Genomic DNA, 15,449 nt, shown 5'->3' with positions numbered 1-15,449 from the left:
GGTTCTGGCAATGAATGCCGGACTGGACAGCGCCATTCTTGATCCCACCAACAGAGATCTCATGGGCATCATCTTTGCAACAGAAGCACTCTTAGGCGAAGATGAATACTGTATGGAATACATTGGCGCTTACAGAGAAGGCATTTTTGGCCCTGTAGCAAAATAAGACAGGCAGCACAGCACAAGAAATAACGATGTACAAATAAATTAATCAGGAGGAAGAAAGCATGTCAAAAATTGATGAAGTAAAAGCAAAAGTAGAAATAGGGAAGTCCAAACTCGTTCCGGGTTTGGTACAGGAAGCAATTGATGAAGGCAATAGCCCGGAAGAGATTCTTCAGGCCATGGTCGAATCCATGGGTGTGGTTGGTGAAAAATTCTCAAGAGGTGATATTTTCGTTCCTGAAATGCTCATCGCCGCCAAAGCAATGTCAAAAGGTGTGGAAGTCCTTAAACCTCTTTTAGCAGGTGATGGCTCTTCCAAGTTAGGGACCTGTATTATTGGTACGGTTGAAGGCGATTTGCATGACATCGGAAAAAACCTGGTTTCATTAATGATTGAAAGTGCCGGATTCGATATGGTGGATCTTGGAGTTGATGTACCAGCCGAAAAATTTGTTGAAGCCATTAAAGAAAATTCGAATGTGAAAATAGTGGCATGCTCAGGTCTTTTGACATCAACCATGCCAGCTATGAGAGAAGCCGTTGCTACCATTAAAGCCAGCGGATTAAAAGGATTCAAGGTCATCGTTGGCGGTGCGCCGGTTACACCTGAATTCGCAGCAGAAATTGGGGCAGATGCCTTTGCTCCCGATGCCGGACCAGCCGCCGTCAAAGCCAAAGAATTAGCAATCGCATAATACCAAATAAAAACAAGGAGGAATCAATATGTTAACCAAAAGACAGAATTTAGTAGAAGTGATGAAGGGTGGGAATCCGGATCGATTTGTAAAACAGTACGAAGCGTTTGCTATGATGATGAAAACTCCCATTACTCGGATTAAGCCTCCTATCGGTGGGGAAATCGTCAATGAATGGGGAGTTACAGTAAGATGGCCAAAAGGTCAATTAGGTGCTTTCCCTGTGCATGACCCTGAACATATTGTCATTAAGGACATTACAAAATGGAGAGACGTTGTTAAAATGCCATCCGTTGAATGTTCTGAGGAATCATGGGCGATAGCCATAAAAGAAGCAGAGGCTGTTGATCGTAATGACCAGTACGTCACCGTTTTTGTCGCACCCGGTATTTTTGAAATGACCCATTACCTCATGAGTATGGAAGAAGCATTAATGGCCTATTATGAAGAACCGGAAGCCATGCATGAACTCATTGATTACATTGTTGAATTTGAACTGAAACTTGCAAAAGAATTTATTGATCATCTTCATCCTGACGCACTTTTCCATCATGATGACTGGGGCAGCCAGATTAATTCATTTATTTCGCCAGAAATGTTCAAAGAATTCTTTGAACCGGCCTATAAGAAAATATATGGCTACTATAAAGACAATGGCGTTGAACTCATCATTCATCACAGTGACAGCTACGCAGCGAATCTGGTGCCTTCTATGCTTGAAATGGGCATCGATATTTGGCAGGGGGTAATGACAACCAATAAAGTTCCTGAGCTGATTAAGCAATATGGTGGAAAAATAACATTTATGGGCGACATCGACAGTGGTGTGATTGACTTTCCAGGCTGGACCAGGGAAATCATTGGAGAAAATGTAGAAAGAGCCTGTAAAGAATGTGGTAAATTATACTTTATTCCTGGTGCAAGCCAGGGTCTGAATGTCAGTTCATTCCCTGGGGTCTATGAAGCAACGGATGAAGAAATTGACCGAATGACCAGCTTCATGTTTTAAAAACCAGGATTAATAAGAATCTGAAACTGTTTGATCTTTTTCGTACTTGATCAGCTTTTCGGATGACGAATAAATAACCTTTATCAACAAACAAAGACTGCCAATTATTGACAGTCTTTGTTTGCTTTTTGGCAGAAAAAAACTTCGAAATCAGAGGCCTGATTTTAAAACTAAGAAAGAAAATGGATAGAGTCACTCCTGATGGTTTTAGCAATTTGGATCCCTTTGGAAAGAAGGGTTGTGATTTCTTGCTGATCGATACCCAGCAACCGTGGAATAATGCCGTTTAACAAAAAAATCACTTCATCTACAGAATCATTGAGGGGTGTCTCGAAATATTTCAGGAAATATTCCCGACGCCCTCCAAAATCGATATAAAGAAGATTGTTGAACTCATTTTCACTGATCACAATATGATATTCATCAATATAACGACGGTAGACATGACTAATAAATTTATTGGCAATGCGATAGTTTGAGCCTTTTTTCAGGATTTCAAAATAAAAACGTCGATTATTGTCATTATTGAGGATGCGATCATAATAAATCCAGCTTAGAACCGTATGTCGCAGAATGGAATTTTCAATTCCGGCAACCTTTGATTCATTCATATGGGCATTGATTTTTTTATAATACTCCAAATATATTTCCTGAACAATTTTATCTTTAGTTTTAAAGTAATAGGTAAAAAGACCAATGGGAGTATCAGCTGTTTGAACGATGTCTTTTATTTTTGTTTTTTCATAGCCATGAGTATAGAAAAGATTTTTTGCAGTAGTGTAAAGATGATTTCGTGTCTGGATACCTTTTTCGTACATGATGTTCTCCTTTTTGTTACTAGTTCTAAAGAATATCATAGTTTGAGGAATTCAACAAGTATACGCAAGGAGGCAGAATACCTGGGAAGTTAGTATCCAAAGTTTCTTCATTGTTTCTCTTCAAAATTTTGGATTTCTTCTATCGATTATTCTTTACCAAAGCATCAATATAATCAATTTTGTATTTTTTTAAAAAGCATGCTACACTGATATAAGATAAGTTAATAAGAAGGGCGATCAAATACTCTGACACTTATGATTTCAGAGGGTCTATTTTATCATTCTCATAATTTTTCTGTGCAGATATAGCAGATAAAATAATTTTTATCAGAGCAAAACAGGAGGTCATATGTCAAAATTATTTTTAATCATTATCGTTCAATTGTTGTTTGTACCAATGCTAACCTTGCGTACAATTTGTATGGTGAAAAACTTAAAAATACTCACTGCGTTCTTTGGGTTTCTTGAAGCAATCGTGTATATATTTGGATTAACGATTGTGTTGTCAGGAGAGCAAAAATTTATTGAAATGGTCGTGTATGCAATCGGATTTGCATTAGGATTATTTGTCGGTATTTTAGTTGAACAAAAACTGGCAATTGGTTTTTCCAGTGTTCACGTAAATATTGATCATCATAATGAAACGTTAGTCGATGTTCTAAGAAATGAAGGGTTTGGAGTTACCGTTTATTTCGGAGAAGGTAAGTATGGTAAAAGAACTAATTTTGATATATTGACAAAAAGAAAAAGAGAAGCCAAGCTACTTCAAATAATTCATGATAGTGAACCAACAGCATTTATAATGGCCTTTGAGCCAAAAATGTTTCGCGGTGGTTACTTAACTGAAATAATGAGGAAGCGGATAAAATGCAACAGGAAATCTATTAATACAGATGAAAGCAAATTAAAAAATGCTATCGGAAAGATGTTTAATGACATAAAGTCTGAAGTATCGCAATTAAAGCAAAATTGGTTAAAAGATCAATAAGACCATAAGGTGATTAATGGGAGGTAAGAGCATTGGAAAAGAAAAGTGTTCACTCAGAACGTGGCAGTACATATTACTGGATTAGCAGAAACGCATATGCCGATGCAAAATCTATTGTATTCACTCATGGACTGACAGCTAATCATACAATGTTCGAAAAACAGATCGACTATTTTTCCGGAGAATATACCATCATTACCTGGGATGTTCCTTTGCACGGGGAATCGCGTCCATACAGTAATTTCTCCTATGAAAACACCGCAAAGGATTTACTCGCCATACTTGAAGCAGAAAAAATTGAAAAGGTAATTTTGGTGGGAATGTCAATGGGTGGGTATCCCTGTCAAGAGTTTGCAATTCGTTACGTTGGAAGAGTACAAGCATTTATTGCCGTTGATACAACACCTTTTGGATTATGCTATTATTCGAAATCTGACCAATGGTGGTTAAAACATGTTGAGCCAATAGCGCGATGTTTTCCTGACCGTTTATTGCGGTGGGGGATGGCAAAATCGGTTTCAGAGACGAAATATGCCTATGATTTAATGATAGAAATGCTGGCACACTTAAGTAAACAGGACATCTGTGAGCAAATTGGAATCGCATACGCAGATGTTTTTACAAGAACAGAGCCCGTGCATTTTGATTTTCCTGTTCTGATACTGATTGGCGAACATGATAAAACTGGAAAAGTGATGCAATATTGCCGGGAATGGGCAAAACATGATGGCTATCCCATCCAGGTGATTAAAAATGCAGCACACTTTTCCAATGCGGATAATTACATCGATGTGAACAGAGCAATAGACGAATTCATAAGCAGTTTTGCACGGGACTAATAAAGTCCTTAAGAGGACGCCATATAACGATATTAAAACCACTTTGCAGAGGAAATTGCAAGGTGCTTTTTTTACGTTTGTTTTAATGATAATACATTAAATGGAAGTTATATTTCAGTGCTGCATTTAATACAGTTGGCTTGACATGAAGAGATAGCTTGTTATATAATAAAATAACAAAACATAACAAAACATAATGAAAAATGATTACATTTAAATAATCGATATAAAGTTCAATACGATGTTTATAAAGAAGCAGCCAGATAATATAAGTTGTTCTATCATTGTGATCTAACAGAAGACCAATATAAAGCATTGGTGGCAAATTCACTTTTAAAATCTGCAGAATAATGGTATAGTATTTAAAAACCGGCAAAGTAGTCTTATGATACTACTTTGTCGGTTCAAGGATTTACGGGTTGGACTCTTACAAAACACAAAAAAATGCAAGGAAGGTAAAAAATGAAATTAATTACGGTAGCCGGACCACCCTCTTCAGGAAAGACGTCTGTTATTTTAAAGCTGATTGAGTGCATGGATATGCCTAAAGGCAGTATTGGCGTTGTAAAATTTGATTGTTTGACGTCATTTGATAATATAAGCTATGAAGAAGCGGACATACCGATTCAGATGGGATTTTCCGGTAAAATATGTCCTGACCACTATTTTGTCAGCAACATAGAGGATGCTGTTCAATGGGGGTTACAATCCGATTTTGATATGCTCATCACTGAAAGCGCCGGTCTTTGTAACCGCTGTTCTCCATACATTAAAGGCATTTTGTCTATTTGTGTCATCGACAATTTATCCGGTGTTAACACGCCTCGTAAAATTGGTCCGATGTTGAAGTTTGCTGATATTGTCGTCGTGACAAAAGGTGATATCGTTTCTCAGGCAGAAAGAGAAGTATTTGCTTTTAATATCAAACAGGTGAATCTATCGGCAATGATCATATTTATTAATGGGATCACAGGCCAGGGGTCATTTTTGCTGGCAAAACATTTACAGAAAACTGCGGATATCCATACGGTCCGGGATATGAAATTGCGTTTTACGACGCCTGCAGCGATTTGTTCCTATTGCACAGGTGAAACAAAAATAGGTGAACCCTACCAAATGGGAATGATGAAGAAAATGGAGTTTAAGAAAATATGATAGCCCAGGATTTTATGAAACTTATCAATAGTCAGAGTCTGGCAGAACTCATGCATCAATATCCCATTGCCTCAGACTTTCTGGCCAATTTCCGATTAGAGAACATTTCAAAAGATCTGACGCTGGAACATGCATTGGAGGAAATTGAAGATGAAATCCTCGAAGAATTCGACTTGGACAGAGACGATGTATTAAGGAATTTTTGTGTGTTTCTTGAAACTTTCTCACAAACGCTGACTCCCCTTAATGGTGTCTCATCGATTACGATTAATGGTGGGATTAACAAATTAAAGGAGCCGGAAAATATCAGTCTGATCATCAAGGCCGGAGAGATTATCAGTATTGTAGGGCCTACAGGTTCGGGTAAGAGCAGATTGCTAAACGATATAGAATGCCTGGCACAAAGGGATACTCCTACACACAGACAAATCATGGTCAATGGTGTTGGAATTAACGACAGTCAGCGTTTTGAAATGGATGGCAAGCTGGTGGCTCAACTTTCCCAGAATATGAATTTTGTCATGGATCTGACGGTTCGTGAATTCCTGGAAATGCATGCAAGATGCAGATTAACCCCTGACGCAAATGCGGTGGTGGAAAAATGTTTTCAGCGTGCCAATCAGCTAACTGGCGAAAATTTTTTTGAAGACACAAAGTTGACCCAACTCAGCGGCGGACAATCCAGAGCACTCATGATTGCGGATACCGCTTATATGAGCGATTCTCCCATCGTCCTGATTGACGAAATTGAAAATGCCGGGATTGATAGACGACAGGCCTTATCGCTTTTAGCAAAAAAGGAAAAGATCATATTTGTTTCGACCCATGATCCTCTTTTGGCACTGAGTGCCGATAAACGGATTGTTATTAAAAATGGGGGAATTGTTAAAATTATTGAAACGTCCGAGGTCGAAAAGCAAAGCCTTGAAGCCATTGAAAAGTTTGACAATACACTGTTAAAACTGCGTAACTGCCTGCGTACCGGAGAGCAGATAACAGAAGAATTATTAAAGTTATGAAAAGGAGATTTTCTTATGTGGGAAATGTATGATGCTTTAATCGAGGGCATCCCTGAAAATTTTATGGTTGATGAGTTGATTTGCGGAAAGAGGCGTTCTTATATTCGCAGTGGCAATGGTGCGGGAGTTGCTTCAGGCCGACTTTGTGAAACCAGAATGCCTATGTTAACAAAAAACCTCATCGGATTACCACTGCGGGAGGTTGCAGTCTGTGTAAAATCATGGAATTTTTTTGAAGCAACCGTTGGTGCTGCCGCCATTAATGCCTATTATAACAATCCCCAGGTGGCAAGAGATCATGGTGTGGCGTTTTCTGACAAAAAGCGCGTGGAGGATCGGATATTTGATCCGTTTATTATGTCACAGAATGAATTAAAAGATAAAAAAGTTGCTACAGTCGGGCATTTTCCCCACATCGAAAGACTGATTGAACCGATATGTGACTTTTCTATTATTGACTGGGAACCGGAGACTGGTGATTATCCCCTGTCTGCCTGCGAATATATACTGCCCGACTGTGATTATGTGTATATATCCTGTTCAACACTTGTGGATAAAACACTTCCAAGACTTCTGGAACTTTCGAAAAATGCCAAACGGATCACCATAGTTGGACCCGGGACTCCCCTTGCGCCAGTGCTTTTCGATTATGGCGTTGGCGAACTATCAGGATTTATCATTAAAGACAATCCTCGGGCCTTCAGAATAGCAGCCGGTGCAGAAAATGTAAAGATGGCTGTCACTGGACAAAAGGTTGCATTCAAAAAAAGTGTAAGTTGAAATGACAATGAATTTTAATTGGAATTCAACGACAATCAAGTGGTATCAGGATGCGAATGCGTATTCCGGCTTTTTTAAGAATATTGCAGATTTGATTGTTCCCAGATTGGAGGGATATTCCACCCTTTGTGATATTGGCTGTGGTTTAGGTCTTGTTGATTTGGAGTTTAGTAAAAACATTGAAAGCATTACCTGTATTGATAATGACAAAGAAGCCATTGAATCACTGAAAAAAAGTATTGCTGACAGGAAAATTACAAACATTGAGCCATACCTCATGAGTTCCGATAGTATCGATGAAAGTTGGGATGTTATCTATATCAGCTTCTTTGGCAGTCACAATATGGAAAGGTTTCTTCCTTTCTGCAAAAAACTAATTGCTGTAGTGGACAAAAAGAATGAAAGTAAACCCTATATTGAACAATACCGATCATTTCGCAGAAATACAGTTGAAAAAGTAGAGCATAATTTAAGTTTTAAAGGGATACCATACTTACTCACGGAAGCCTCTTTTGAATTTGGGCAACCCCTGGTTTCAATAGAAGAGGCGAAAAACTTCATTAAAAACAATTATCATGAAGTCAGTGAAGAGGATTTAAATCGTTTTCTATCTCAAAGACTCATCGAAACAAATGAAAAGGACTATCCTTTTTATATTCAAAAAATGAAATCAGTGGGGATATTTGAAATCGAAGGGGACTGCATATAATGCATATATTTCTGACAGGTGAAATACAAGTTGGAAAAAGCACGGTCATCGCTAAGACACTTGCAGGATTAAATATCACTCAAGGCGGATTTAAAACCTACTTTGGCCCAGACAGAGGATCTGTAGATAGACTGTTATATATGAATTCTGCCCAGGAACCTGATGTTTTCAAAGTAGAAAACAGTGTCGTATGCTTTAGAAAAGACTGTCTTCCTCAAGTTTACACGGAAAAATTTGAAACATTTGGTGTTGAACTGATCAGATCAGCCCGGGCAAATGCTAACTTAATTTTAATGGATGAATGTGGTAGTTTTGAGAGTGAGGCTTTTCAATTTCAAAAAGAAATAATTGAAACGTTAGATGGCAGTCAACTTGTTTTTGGGGTCATAAAGTTGGCGAGCAGAGGTTGGACGGATATGTTAAGAAACCATACCAAAGTGAAACTTATTACTGTTACCAGGGAAAACCGTGATGCTCTGCCCAAGCTGTTTGCGCATTACTTTAATTTTAGGTTAAATCACATATGTTAATGGTGTTTTTTTGAACAAATAAAAAATCACTAACGCAAGAGCTTTTTTATGTAAGATTGATTTTTGTTTTATCCCAAATAAGGCTGGCATATCATTCCCTGAGATGTAATGAAAAATGTCATTCAAAATTATTTTTTAAAAATATCCTTTTTTGTTTGCAATCCAGAGAATTATAATATATAATAACAAAAACTCCGAAATTTAATGTTTCTAAGGTCTTTATATTTGGACTATGAACTTAAATCCGTAGGGTATATCTGGAAACGGTTATGTCTCCCATTGTGGAAAAGGGGCTTGAACAGGGTGAAAACACTTGTTAGTTTTACATTTTTTTAGTGTGAAATAAAAAGACCATTCCTAATAGGAGTGGTCTTTTTATTTTTAAAGCGTTCCTGAATTTTATTTATTTGTAACCACAATAATTAAATTCTCAAGAAACCTGAATGCTTCTTTTACGCTGCCAGAGTCGGCCTAGCCAAACCGACTCTGGTTTTTTTATTTTTTCGATCAATTATTCGTGAATTTCTTGATAAATTCAGCTGGCGAACGTTGTGTGTTATAAAGCATTGTTTTATTGAGATTATTGTGATCGCATGCTTTGCCCTGTGACTCCGAATAAAAATATTCAGAAATATCGTTTAAAATGGTTAATAACTGATTTAATTTCAACATTAGTGGCTTACCCAAAAAAAGCAGAAACACTTAAAAAAAGCGAAAATAAATAAATAATGTGTAGACAGGAGATTTCACTTAAGATATAATGCCAATTAGAAAATTTAATATCTCCAAATCTATAACCTCTAAAGATATATTTTTGTATATTTATGAGCTATAGGCCGTAGGGTATTACTGGAAACGGTTCTATCTCCCATTGTGGAAAGGAGAAACTAGAGAATACTGAAAAGACAAAACAGTCATATTATTGTGATAATGTTTTTTGTTTTTTCTTTATTAAGGGATTACAAAATAGGTAATCCTTATTAATAGTTTTTTGAAACTCCTTTCTTCATCAGATTGGAGTTTATTTTTTTTTTGGGGAATTTGAATACAGAAAACAAAAACGTTGAGGAGGCGGCTTTATGAACACAAATGCAAGTAGTTGCATGGAAACAAAAGAAAGAGATAATTTGGTTACAGAAATCATTGGCAGGCATATGAATTCCAAAGGAGCATTAATCCCTATATTACATGAGGTACAAGGGATTTATGGATATTTGCCTAACGAAGTGCAGGTGAAAATTGCGAAAGAAATGAATATCCCAATTTCAGAAGTTTTTGGTGTGATTACCTTCTACTCTCACTTTTCCTTAAAACCAAAGGGTAGATATAATATTTCCATATGCATGGGGACAGCATGTTATGTAAAAGGCGCTGGTCCCATATTAGACAGGCTAAAAGAAACACTGAATATTGGCATTGGAGAAACAACCGAAGACGGTGAGTTTACGCTTGAAGCGTGCAGATGTCTGGGAGCGTGTGGATTGGCACCCGTTTTAACGGTGAGTGGCCAGGTTCATGGACGACTGACAAAAGACGATGTCGCTGGAATTATCGATAATTGTAAAAGTGATGATCGGAGGATTGCACAGTGAAAACGCTAGCAGAATTAGAAGAAATCAGAAAGAAAACGTTTGATGAAATCGGAATGAGAACAAATACTGATTCTATAAGGGTCGTTGTCGGTATGGCAACCTGCGGAATCGCAGCCGGGGCAAGGGAAGTCATGAATGCATTTGTTTCTGAAATCCAAAAAAGAGATATACACGATGTTAATGTTTCGGCAACAGGGTGTGTCGGTGTGTGTCGCTTAGAACCACTGGTAGATGTCATAGATAAAAACGGCAAAAAGGTGACCTATGTGAATATGACACCTGAGAGAGCGGCCAAAGTTGTGTTAGAGCATCTTGCAAATGGGAAGATTTGTTTGGATTATACTTTAAAAGAAGAGAAATAAATTTAAATTTCAAAAGGAGGATAACTAGATGCAATTGTTTCGTTCACATGTTTTGGTTTGTGGTGGTACAGGTTGTACTTCCTCAAATTCTGAAGATTTAATCATTGAATTAAATAAGAGTTTGGAAAAAAATGAACTTGATAAAGAAATTAAGATTGTTCAGACTGGGTGTTTTGGGTTATGTGAAGAGGGTCCCATTATGGTTGTTTACCCAGAAGGGACGATGTACTGCAAAGTTGACGTGAAGGATATCGAAGAAATTGTACAGGAGCATTTATTAAAGGGACGAATCGTCAGCAGATTGCTGGAACAAAGAAATGCAGTGGCCGAAGGCGAATACGCCATAGAAAAGTCTGGCTTTTTCAAAAAACAGTTAAGAGTTGCCCTTAGAAATTGTGGGATCATTAATCCAGAGTTAATTGATGAATACATTGCATTTAATGGCTATAAAGCATTGGGAAAAGCACTCACAGAAATGACACCAATGGATGTTATTAAAACAGTTAAGAATTCAGGACTCAGAGGAAGAGGCGGCGGAGGCTTTCCAACAGGTACGAAATGGGGCTTTGCCGCGCAACAGGATAATGAACAAAAATACGTTTGCTGTAATGCTGATGAAGGCGATCCAGGGGCATTTATGGACAGAAGTGTCCTGGAAGGTGATCCGCATTCCATCATAGAAGCGATGGCTATTGCGGGATACGCAATTGGAGCAAATTACGGTTTTATCTACGTGAGAGCAGAGTATCCTATTGCGGTAAAGAGACTTCAGATTGCCATCGATCAGGCCAAAGAGTATGGACTATTAGGCGATAATATATTAGATACCGGTTTTAAATTTGATCTTGAAATCAGGCTGGGCGCAGGCGCTTTCGTATGTGGCGAAGAAACGGCACTGATGACATCCATTGAAGGTAAAAGAGGAGAGCCCAGAGTCAGACCGCCATTCCCAGCTGTAAAAGGTTTATGGCAAAAACCGACGATACTCAACAATGTTGAAACACTGGCGAATATTCCCGTGATCATGCTAAAAGGCTCAGAATGGTTTGCAAGTATGGGAACAGAAAAGAGCAAGGGAACCAAAGTGTTCGCTGTTGGGGGAAAAATTAACAATACCGGTTTAGTGGAAATCCCTATGGGAACAACACTGAGAGAAGTGATATACGATATTGGCGGTGGCATACCTGATGGCAAGAAATTTAAAGCCGCTCAAACAGGTGGACCCTCAGGAGGATGTATTCCAGCTAGTCATATCGATACGCCAATTGATTATGAAACCTTAATTGAATTAGGTGCCATGATGGGGTCTGGCGGACTCATTGTAATGGATGAAGATACATGCATGGTGGATATAGCCAAGTTCTTTCTGGAATTTACAGTTGATGAATCCTGTGGAAAATGCAACCCCTGTCGTTTGGGAACCAGAAGAATGATGGAAATATTGGATAAAATTACTAAGGGCAAAGGAAAAATGAGCGATATCGATGAACTGGAAACCCTTGCAAGGGATATAAAGGCATCTTCTCTGTGTGCGCTGGGACAAACGGCACCAAATCCAGTGTTGAGTACCCTAAGATATTTTAGAGATGAGTACGAAGCCCATATCAGGGATCATAAATGTCCGGCAGGTTATTGTAAGAGCTTACTCGCCTATGCAGTCATAGAGGACAAATGTATAAGTTGTGGGAAATGTGCCAAGAATTGTCCGGTAAGTGCAATTAGCGGATCTAAAAAAGAAAAAATACCCTTTGTTATCGACCAGGATATCTGCATCAAGTGCAATGTATGCTTCGAAAAATGTCCAGTGGATGCCATAACAAAATAATTTACTATATATGGAGGTTACCAATGATTACTGTAACAATTAATAATAAAATATTGAAAGCTGAAGAAGATAAAACGATTCTTCAGGTAGCAACAGAAAATGGAATATACATTCCTACTCTTTGCCATATGGACGGGATTCATGATACGACTACACTAGTACAGCACAGTCTGCATAAGTCTGTTGACCTTTGTCACAAAGAGCAGAATCATGATACGTTTACATGCAGAATTTGTGTTGTTGAAGTAGTAGGTGCCAGAACATTGATCGCTTCCTGTGCAGCAATAGCAGCCGATGGCATGGTCATAAACACGGAATCAGAAAGTGTACTCAGTGCACGTCACAACATCATCAATCTGCTGTTATCCAATGGCGAACATAATTGCTTAGCATGTGAAAAAAGTGGGGACTGCAGTCTTCAAAAAATTGCCTATGAATTAGGAATAGAAACACCACCTTTCATTATGGAAAGCATAAATAAGGCGACAATAGACGATTCAAGTGTCATGATTGTAAGAGATAACAGAAAATGTATTCTCTGTAGAAGATGCGTTACCGCATGTAATGATATTGCCTGTAATGACGTTTTATCAGTTGGTTTCAGAGGCAGTGAATCCACTATCATCTGTGATAACAACATACCTATGGGAGAATCAACCTGCGTTCAATGTGGACAATGTGTTCAGGCGTGTCCAGTAGGGGCTCTTACCAATCGAAAATCCATAGGCAAGGCACGAACATGGGAAGTCACACATGTGAGAACGACCTGCCCATACTGTGGCGTGGGATGTCAGCAGGATCTTCACATGAAAGGTCAGGAAATTGTAAAGGTTACCGGAGTGGAAGATGCTCTTCCAAATAAAGGACGACTTTGTGTCAAAGGCCGTTACGGTTATGACTTTATCTATTCAGATGAAAGACTGACCTCACCTCTCATCAAAGAAAATGGTGTTTTCCGGGAAGCATCCTGGGATGAAGCTCTGGACTTAGTTGCTTCAAAATTCAAAGAAATTATTGATAGAGATGGTCCGGATGCAGTTGGAGGAATCAGTTGCGCGAGAAGTATTAACGAAGATTCTTACCAGATGCAGAAGTTATTCAGAGCCGCGTTTAAATCTCCAAATATTGATCACTGCGCAAGAGTCTGCCATGCACCTACGGTAGCAGGTTTGATCACTTCATTTGGTACCGGCGGAATGACCAACTCTATTGCTGAAATGGCTAACACCAATATGTTATTCGTTATTGGATCGAATATGACAGAAGCTCATCCGGTAGCGGCTACCTTTGTAAAAAATGGCCAAAGAAACGGCGCGAAGCTCATCGTTGTGGATCCAAGAAGAACTCGACTTGTTGATTACGCCGATGAATTTGCCCAAATAAATGTGGGTTCAGATGTAGCCTTCATAAACGGACTGATGAATGTGCTTATTACAGAAGATCTCTATGATAAAGATTTTGTAGACAATTACTGTGATAATTGGGAAGCATTAAAAGAAAAGGTTTTGGAGTATCCTCCTAAAAGAGTATCTGAAATCAGTGGTGTGTCAGAAGAACAAATCATCAAAATTGCCAGAATGCTTGCAGCAAACAAGCCGGGAATGGCAATGTATACCCTGGGAATTACTGAGCATACATGTGGAACAAACAATGTTATGTCTGTTGCAAACCTTCAGATGGTATTAGGGAATATCGGAAAAGAAAATGCCGGTGTTAATCCATTACGTGGTCAGAATAATGTTCAGGGAGCCTGTGATATGGGTGCACTTCCCAATGTATATCATGGCTACCAACAGGTAACCGACCCAGCAGCCAAGGCGAAATTCGAGAAAGCATGGAATGTAAAAGGTCTGCCTGACAAATTGGGATTAATGATTCCAGATATGATCAGCGGTTTAAAAACCGGAAAAGTGAAAGGTCTGTACATCTTTGGAGAGAACATTGTGGGAACAGAACCTGATATTTCTCACGTCATCGAATGTCTGGAAGCCGCAGAATTTATTGTGTGCAACGACATCTTCCAGACGGAAACCACTCAGTATGCAGATGTTATTCTGCCGGCTGCAGCCTGGAGTGAAGATGAAGGCACGTTCACCAACTGTGAAAGACGCTTCAGTTTGGTTAGAAAAGTAAAAGACGCACCGGGACTGGCAATGCCAAACTGGTGGATCTTTAAACAAATTGCCAAACGTTTCGGCCAAAATTGGGAATCCAATAGCGGACAAGAACTATGGGACAACGAAATTGGACCTTTGGCACCGTTTTTCCAGGGGATTACCTTCAAAAAACTTCAGGGAGATGGCATACAATGGCCATGTGACTGTGAAGAAAGTCCTGGAACACAAATATTACATTTAAATGGTGACTTTACCCGTGGTAAAGGACACTTAATGGCCCTTGATTGGACGCCTCCGGCTGAAGTGCCAGATACAGAATATCCTTTTACATTGAGTACAGGGAGACGTCTCTATCATTATCATACCCGAACTCAAACCGGAAGATGTAAAGGACTCAACGAGTTGTTGCCGGAAGAGTATGCGGATATTTCACAAGTGGATGCAGAAAGACTTGGCATCGAACACAATGAAATGATTATTGTAAAATCCCGTCGTGGTAAGGTAACTGTTAAAGCTCATATCTCTGACAGTATGCCGAAAGGAATGGTATGGATGACCATGCACTACTTTGAAAATAATTCAAATTGGTTAACAAATAGGGCATCTGATACGATTACAAAAACACCGGAGTACAAGGCTTGTGCTGTTTCTATAGAAAAAATATCTTAAGTTTGCAATACAATATTAACGGGAGTGTTGGCAACAACACTCCCTATTTCTTATAACCTGCCAGTTTAGTTATTAGTTCTAAGTACTAAGGATTATGTCGGTTTTTGTGATAGAACGGTTTTGCTTATTACTGAGAACTGGTAATTTATACTGAGCTATTAACTATTTTTAGAGGTA

14 protein-coding genes, 2 pseudogenes and 2 riboswitches are annotated in these 15,449 nt (G+C 38.7%); of the genes and pseudogenes, 15 read left to right on the top strand and 1 reads right to left on the bottom strand.

What is annotated here, in order from left to right; all coding sequences use genetic code 11:
- The 3 genes and pseudogenes from VIK44_RS08975 to VIK44_RS08965 all read left to right on the top strand — a co-directional run.
- Nucleotides 1-166, top strand: a pseudogene (locus tag VIK44_RS08975) (methyltetrahydrofolate cobalamin methyltransferase); the annotation flags it as partial.
- A 61-nt stretch (nucleotides 167-227) separates the two neighbouring features.
- On the top strand, nucleotides 228-860 hold the full coding sequence (locus tag VIK44_RS08970; RefSeq protein WP_331553546.1) for a corrinoid protein: 633 nt from the start codon (nucleotides 228-230) through the stop codon (nucleotides 858-860).
- A gap of 28 nt (nucleotides 861-888) precedes the next feature.
- A complete protein-coding gene (locus tag VIK44_RS08965) occupies nucleotides 889-1,869 on the top strand; it encodes a uroporphyrinogen decarboxylase family protein (protein WP_331553545.1) in 981 nt (326 codons plus the stop codon).
- A gap of 170 nt (nucleotides 1,870-2,039) precedes the next feature.
- Here VIK44_RS08965 and VIK44_RS08960 read toward each other — a convergent pair whose 3' ends face one another.
- Nucleotides 2,040-2,687 carry a TetR/AcrR family transcriptional regulator gene (locus VIK44_RS08960; protein WP_331553543.1) on the bottom strand — a complete coding sequence of 216 codons (648 nt, stop codon included), beginning with the start codon at nucleotides 2,685-2,687 and terminating at the stop codon, nucleotides 2,040-2,042.
- Nucleotides 2,688-3,036: 349 nt separating this feature from the next.
- Here VIK44_RS08960 and VIK44_RS08955 point away from each other — a divergent pair, with 349 nt between their 5' ends.
- From VIK44_RS08955 to fdhF, 12 genes and pseudogenes are all read left to right on the top strand, one after another.
- Nucleotides 3,037-3,675: a DUF2179 domain-containing protein gene (locus VIK44_RS08955; protein WP_331553541.1), complete on the top strand. Its 639-nt coding sequence runs from the start codon at nucleotides 3,037-3,039 to the stop codon at nucleotides 3,673-3,675.
- A gap of 32 nt (nucleotides 3,676-3,707) precedes the next feature.
- Nucleotides 3,708-4,514 carry an alpha/beta hydrolase gene (locus VIK44_RS08950; RefSeq protein WP_331553540.1) on the top strand — a complete coding sequence of 269 codons (807 nt, stop codon included), beginning with the start codon at nucleotides 3,708-3,710 and terminating at the stop codon, nucleotides 4,512-4,514.
- Nucleotides 4,515-4,742: 228 nt separating this feature from the next.
- Nucleotides 4,743-4,865 (top strand): annotated as a pseudogene (locus VIK44_RS14240) (ABC transporter substrate-binding protein); the annotation flags it as partial.
- Between the two features lie 111 nt (nucleotides 4,866-4,976).
- Nucleotides 4,977-5,669 carry a GTP-binding protein gene (locus VIK44_RS08945; RefSeq protein WP_331553539.1) on the top strand — a complete coding sequence of 231 codons (693 nt, stop codon included), beginning with the start codon at nucleotides 4,977-4,979 and terminating at the stop codon, nucleotides 5,667-5,669.
- The gene (locus tag VIK44_RS08940; RefSeq protein ID WP_331553538.1) at nucleotides 5,666-6,688 is read left to right on the top strand and encodes an ABC transporter ATP-binding protein; all 1,023 of its coding nucleotides are present in this window, start codon (nucleotides 5,666-5,668) and stop codon (nucleotides 6,686-6,688) included. The genes VIK44_RS08945 and VIK44_RS08940 overlap by 4 nt, the downstream gene beginning before the upstream one ends.
- A gap of 15 nt (nucleotides 6,689-6,703) precedes the next feature.
- Entirely contained in the window at nucleotides 6,704-7,468 is a 765-nt protein-coding gene (locus VIK44_RS08935; RefSeq protein WP_331553537.1) for a DUF364 domain-containing protein, read from the top strand.
- A gap of 7 nt (nucleotides 7,469-7,475) precedes the next feature.
- Entirely contained in the window at nucleotides 7,476-8,177 is a 702-nt protein-coding gene (locus VIK44_RS08930; RefSeq protein WP_331553536.1) for a class I SAM-dependent methyltransferase, read from the top strand.
- On the top strand, nucleotides 8,177-8,707 hold the full coding sequence (locus VIK44_RS08925) for a nucleoside-triphosphatase (RefSeq protein ID WP_331553535.1): 531 nt from the start codon (nucleotides 8,177-8,179) through the stop codon (nucleotides 8,705-8,707). Before VIK44_RS08930 ends, VIK44_RS08925 begins: the two co-directional genes overlap by 1 nt.
- A 180-nt stretch (nucleotides 8,708-8,887) precedes the next feature.
- Nucleotides 8,888-9,016, top strand: a riboswitch (molybdenum cofactor riboswitch).
- A 462-nt stretch (nucleotides 9,017-9,478) separates the two neighbouring features.
- Nucleotides 9,479-9,607, top strand: a riboswitch (molybdenum cofactor riboswitch).
- 179 nt (nucleotides 9,608-9,786) lie between these two features.
- A complete protein-coding gene (locus VIK44_RS08920) occupies nucleotides 9,787-10,299 on the top strand; it encodes an NAD(P)H-dependent oxidoreductase subunit E (RefSeq protein WP_331553534.1) in 513 nt (170 codons plus the stop codon).
- A complete protein-coding gene (locus VIK44_RS08915) occupies nucleotides 10,296-10,661 on the top strand; it encodes a (2Fe-2S) ferredoxin domain-containing protein (RefSeq protein WP_331553533.1) in 366 nt (121 codons plus the stop codon). The genes VIK44_RS08920 and VIK44_RS08915 overlap by 4 nt, the downstream gene beginning before the upstream one ends.
- A 28-nt stretch (nucleotides 10,662-10,689) precedes the next feature.
- Entirely contained in the window at nucleotides 10,690-12,486 is a 1,797-nt protein-coding gene (gene nuoF / locus VIK44_RS08910) for an NADH-quinone oxidoreductase subunit NuoF (RefSeq protein WP_331553532.1), read from the top strand.
- Nucleotides 12,487-12,509: 23 nt separating this feature from the next.
- Complete coding sequence (gene fdhF, locus VIK44_RS08905; RefSeq protein ID WP_331553531.1) at nucleotides 12,510-15,272, top strand: formate dehydrogenase subunit alpha; 2,763 nt, start codon at nucleotides 12,510-12,512, stop codon at nucleotides 15,270-15,272.
- Nucleotides 15,273-15,449: the final 177 nt, after the last annotated feature.

It is taken from the genome of Acetobacterium sp., assembly GCF_036508315.1.
In the GTDB taxonomy this organism is placed as follows: Bacteria; Bacillota; Clostridia; order Eubacteriales; family Eubacteriaceae; genus Acetobacterium.
This window is presented reverse-complemented; position numbering and strand designations above follow the sequence as displayed.

What these genes read in the sequence shown, in the direction of transcription:
- VIK44_RS08970 (WP_331553546.1), top strand. Translation starts at nt 228, where the DNA reads ATGTCAAAAATTGATGAAGTAAAAGCAAAAGTAGAAATAGGGAAGTCC.
- VIK44_RS08965 (WP_331553545.1), top strand. Translation starts at nt 889, where the DNA reads ATGTTAACCAAAAGACAGAATTTAGTAGAAGTGATGAAGGGTGGGAAT.
- VIK44_RS08960 (WP_331553543.1), bottom strand. Translation starts at nt 2,687, where the DNA reads ATGTACGAAAAAGGTATCCAGACACGAAATCATCTTTACACTACTGCA.
- VIK44_RS08955 (WP_331553541.1), top strand. Translation starts at nt 3,037, where the DNA reads ATGTCAAAATTATTTTTAATCATTATCGTTCAATTGTTGTTTGTACCA.
- VIK44_RS08945 (WP_331553539.1), top strand. Translation starts at nt 4,977, where the DNA reads ATGAAATTAATTACGGTAGCCGGACCACCCTCTTCAGGAAAGACGTCT.
- VIK44_RS08940 (WP_331553538.1), top strand. Translation starts at nt 5,666, where the DNA reads ATGATAGCCCAGGATTTTATGAAACTTATCAATAGTCAGAGTCTGGCA.
- VIK44_RS08935 (WP_331553537.1), top strand. Translation starts at nt 6,704, where the DNA reads ATGTGGGAAATGTATGATGCTTTAATCGAGGGCATCCCTGAAAATTTT.
- VIK44_RS08930 (WP_331553536.1), top strand. Translation starts at nt 7,476, where the DNA reads ATGAATTTTAATTGGAATTCAACGACAATCAAGTGGTATCAGGATGCG.
- VIK44_RS08925 (WP_331553535.1), top strand. Translation starts at nt 8,177, where the DNA reads ATGCATATATTTCTGACAGGTGAAATACAAGTTGGAAAAAGCACGGTC.
- VIK44_RS08920 (WP_331553534.1), top strand. Translation starts at nt 9,787, where the DNA reads ATGAACACAAATGCAAGTAGTTGCATGGAAACAAAAGAAAGAGATAAT.
- nuoF (WP_331553532.1), top strand. Translation starts at nt 10,690, where the DNA reads ATGCAATTGTTTCGTTCACATGTTTTGGTTTGTGGTGGTACAGGTTGT.
- fdhF (WP_331553531.1), top strand. Translation starts at nt 12,510, where the DNA reads ATGATTACTGTAACAATTAATAATAAAATATTGAAAGCTGAAGAAGAT.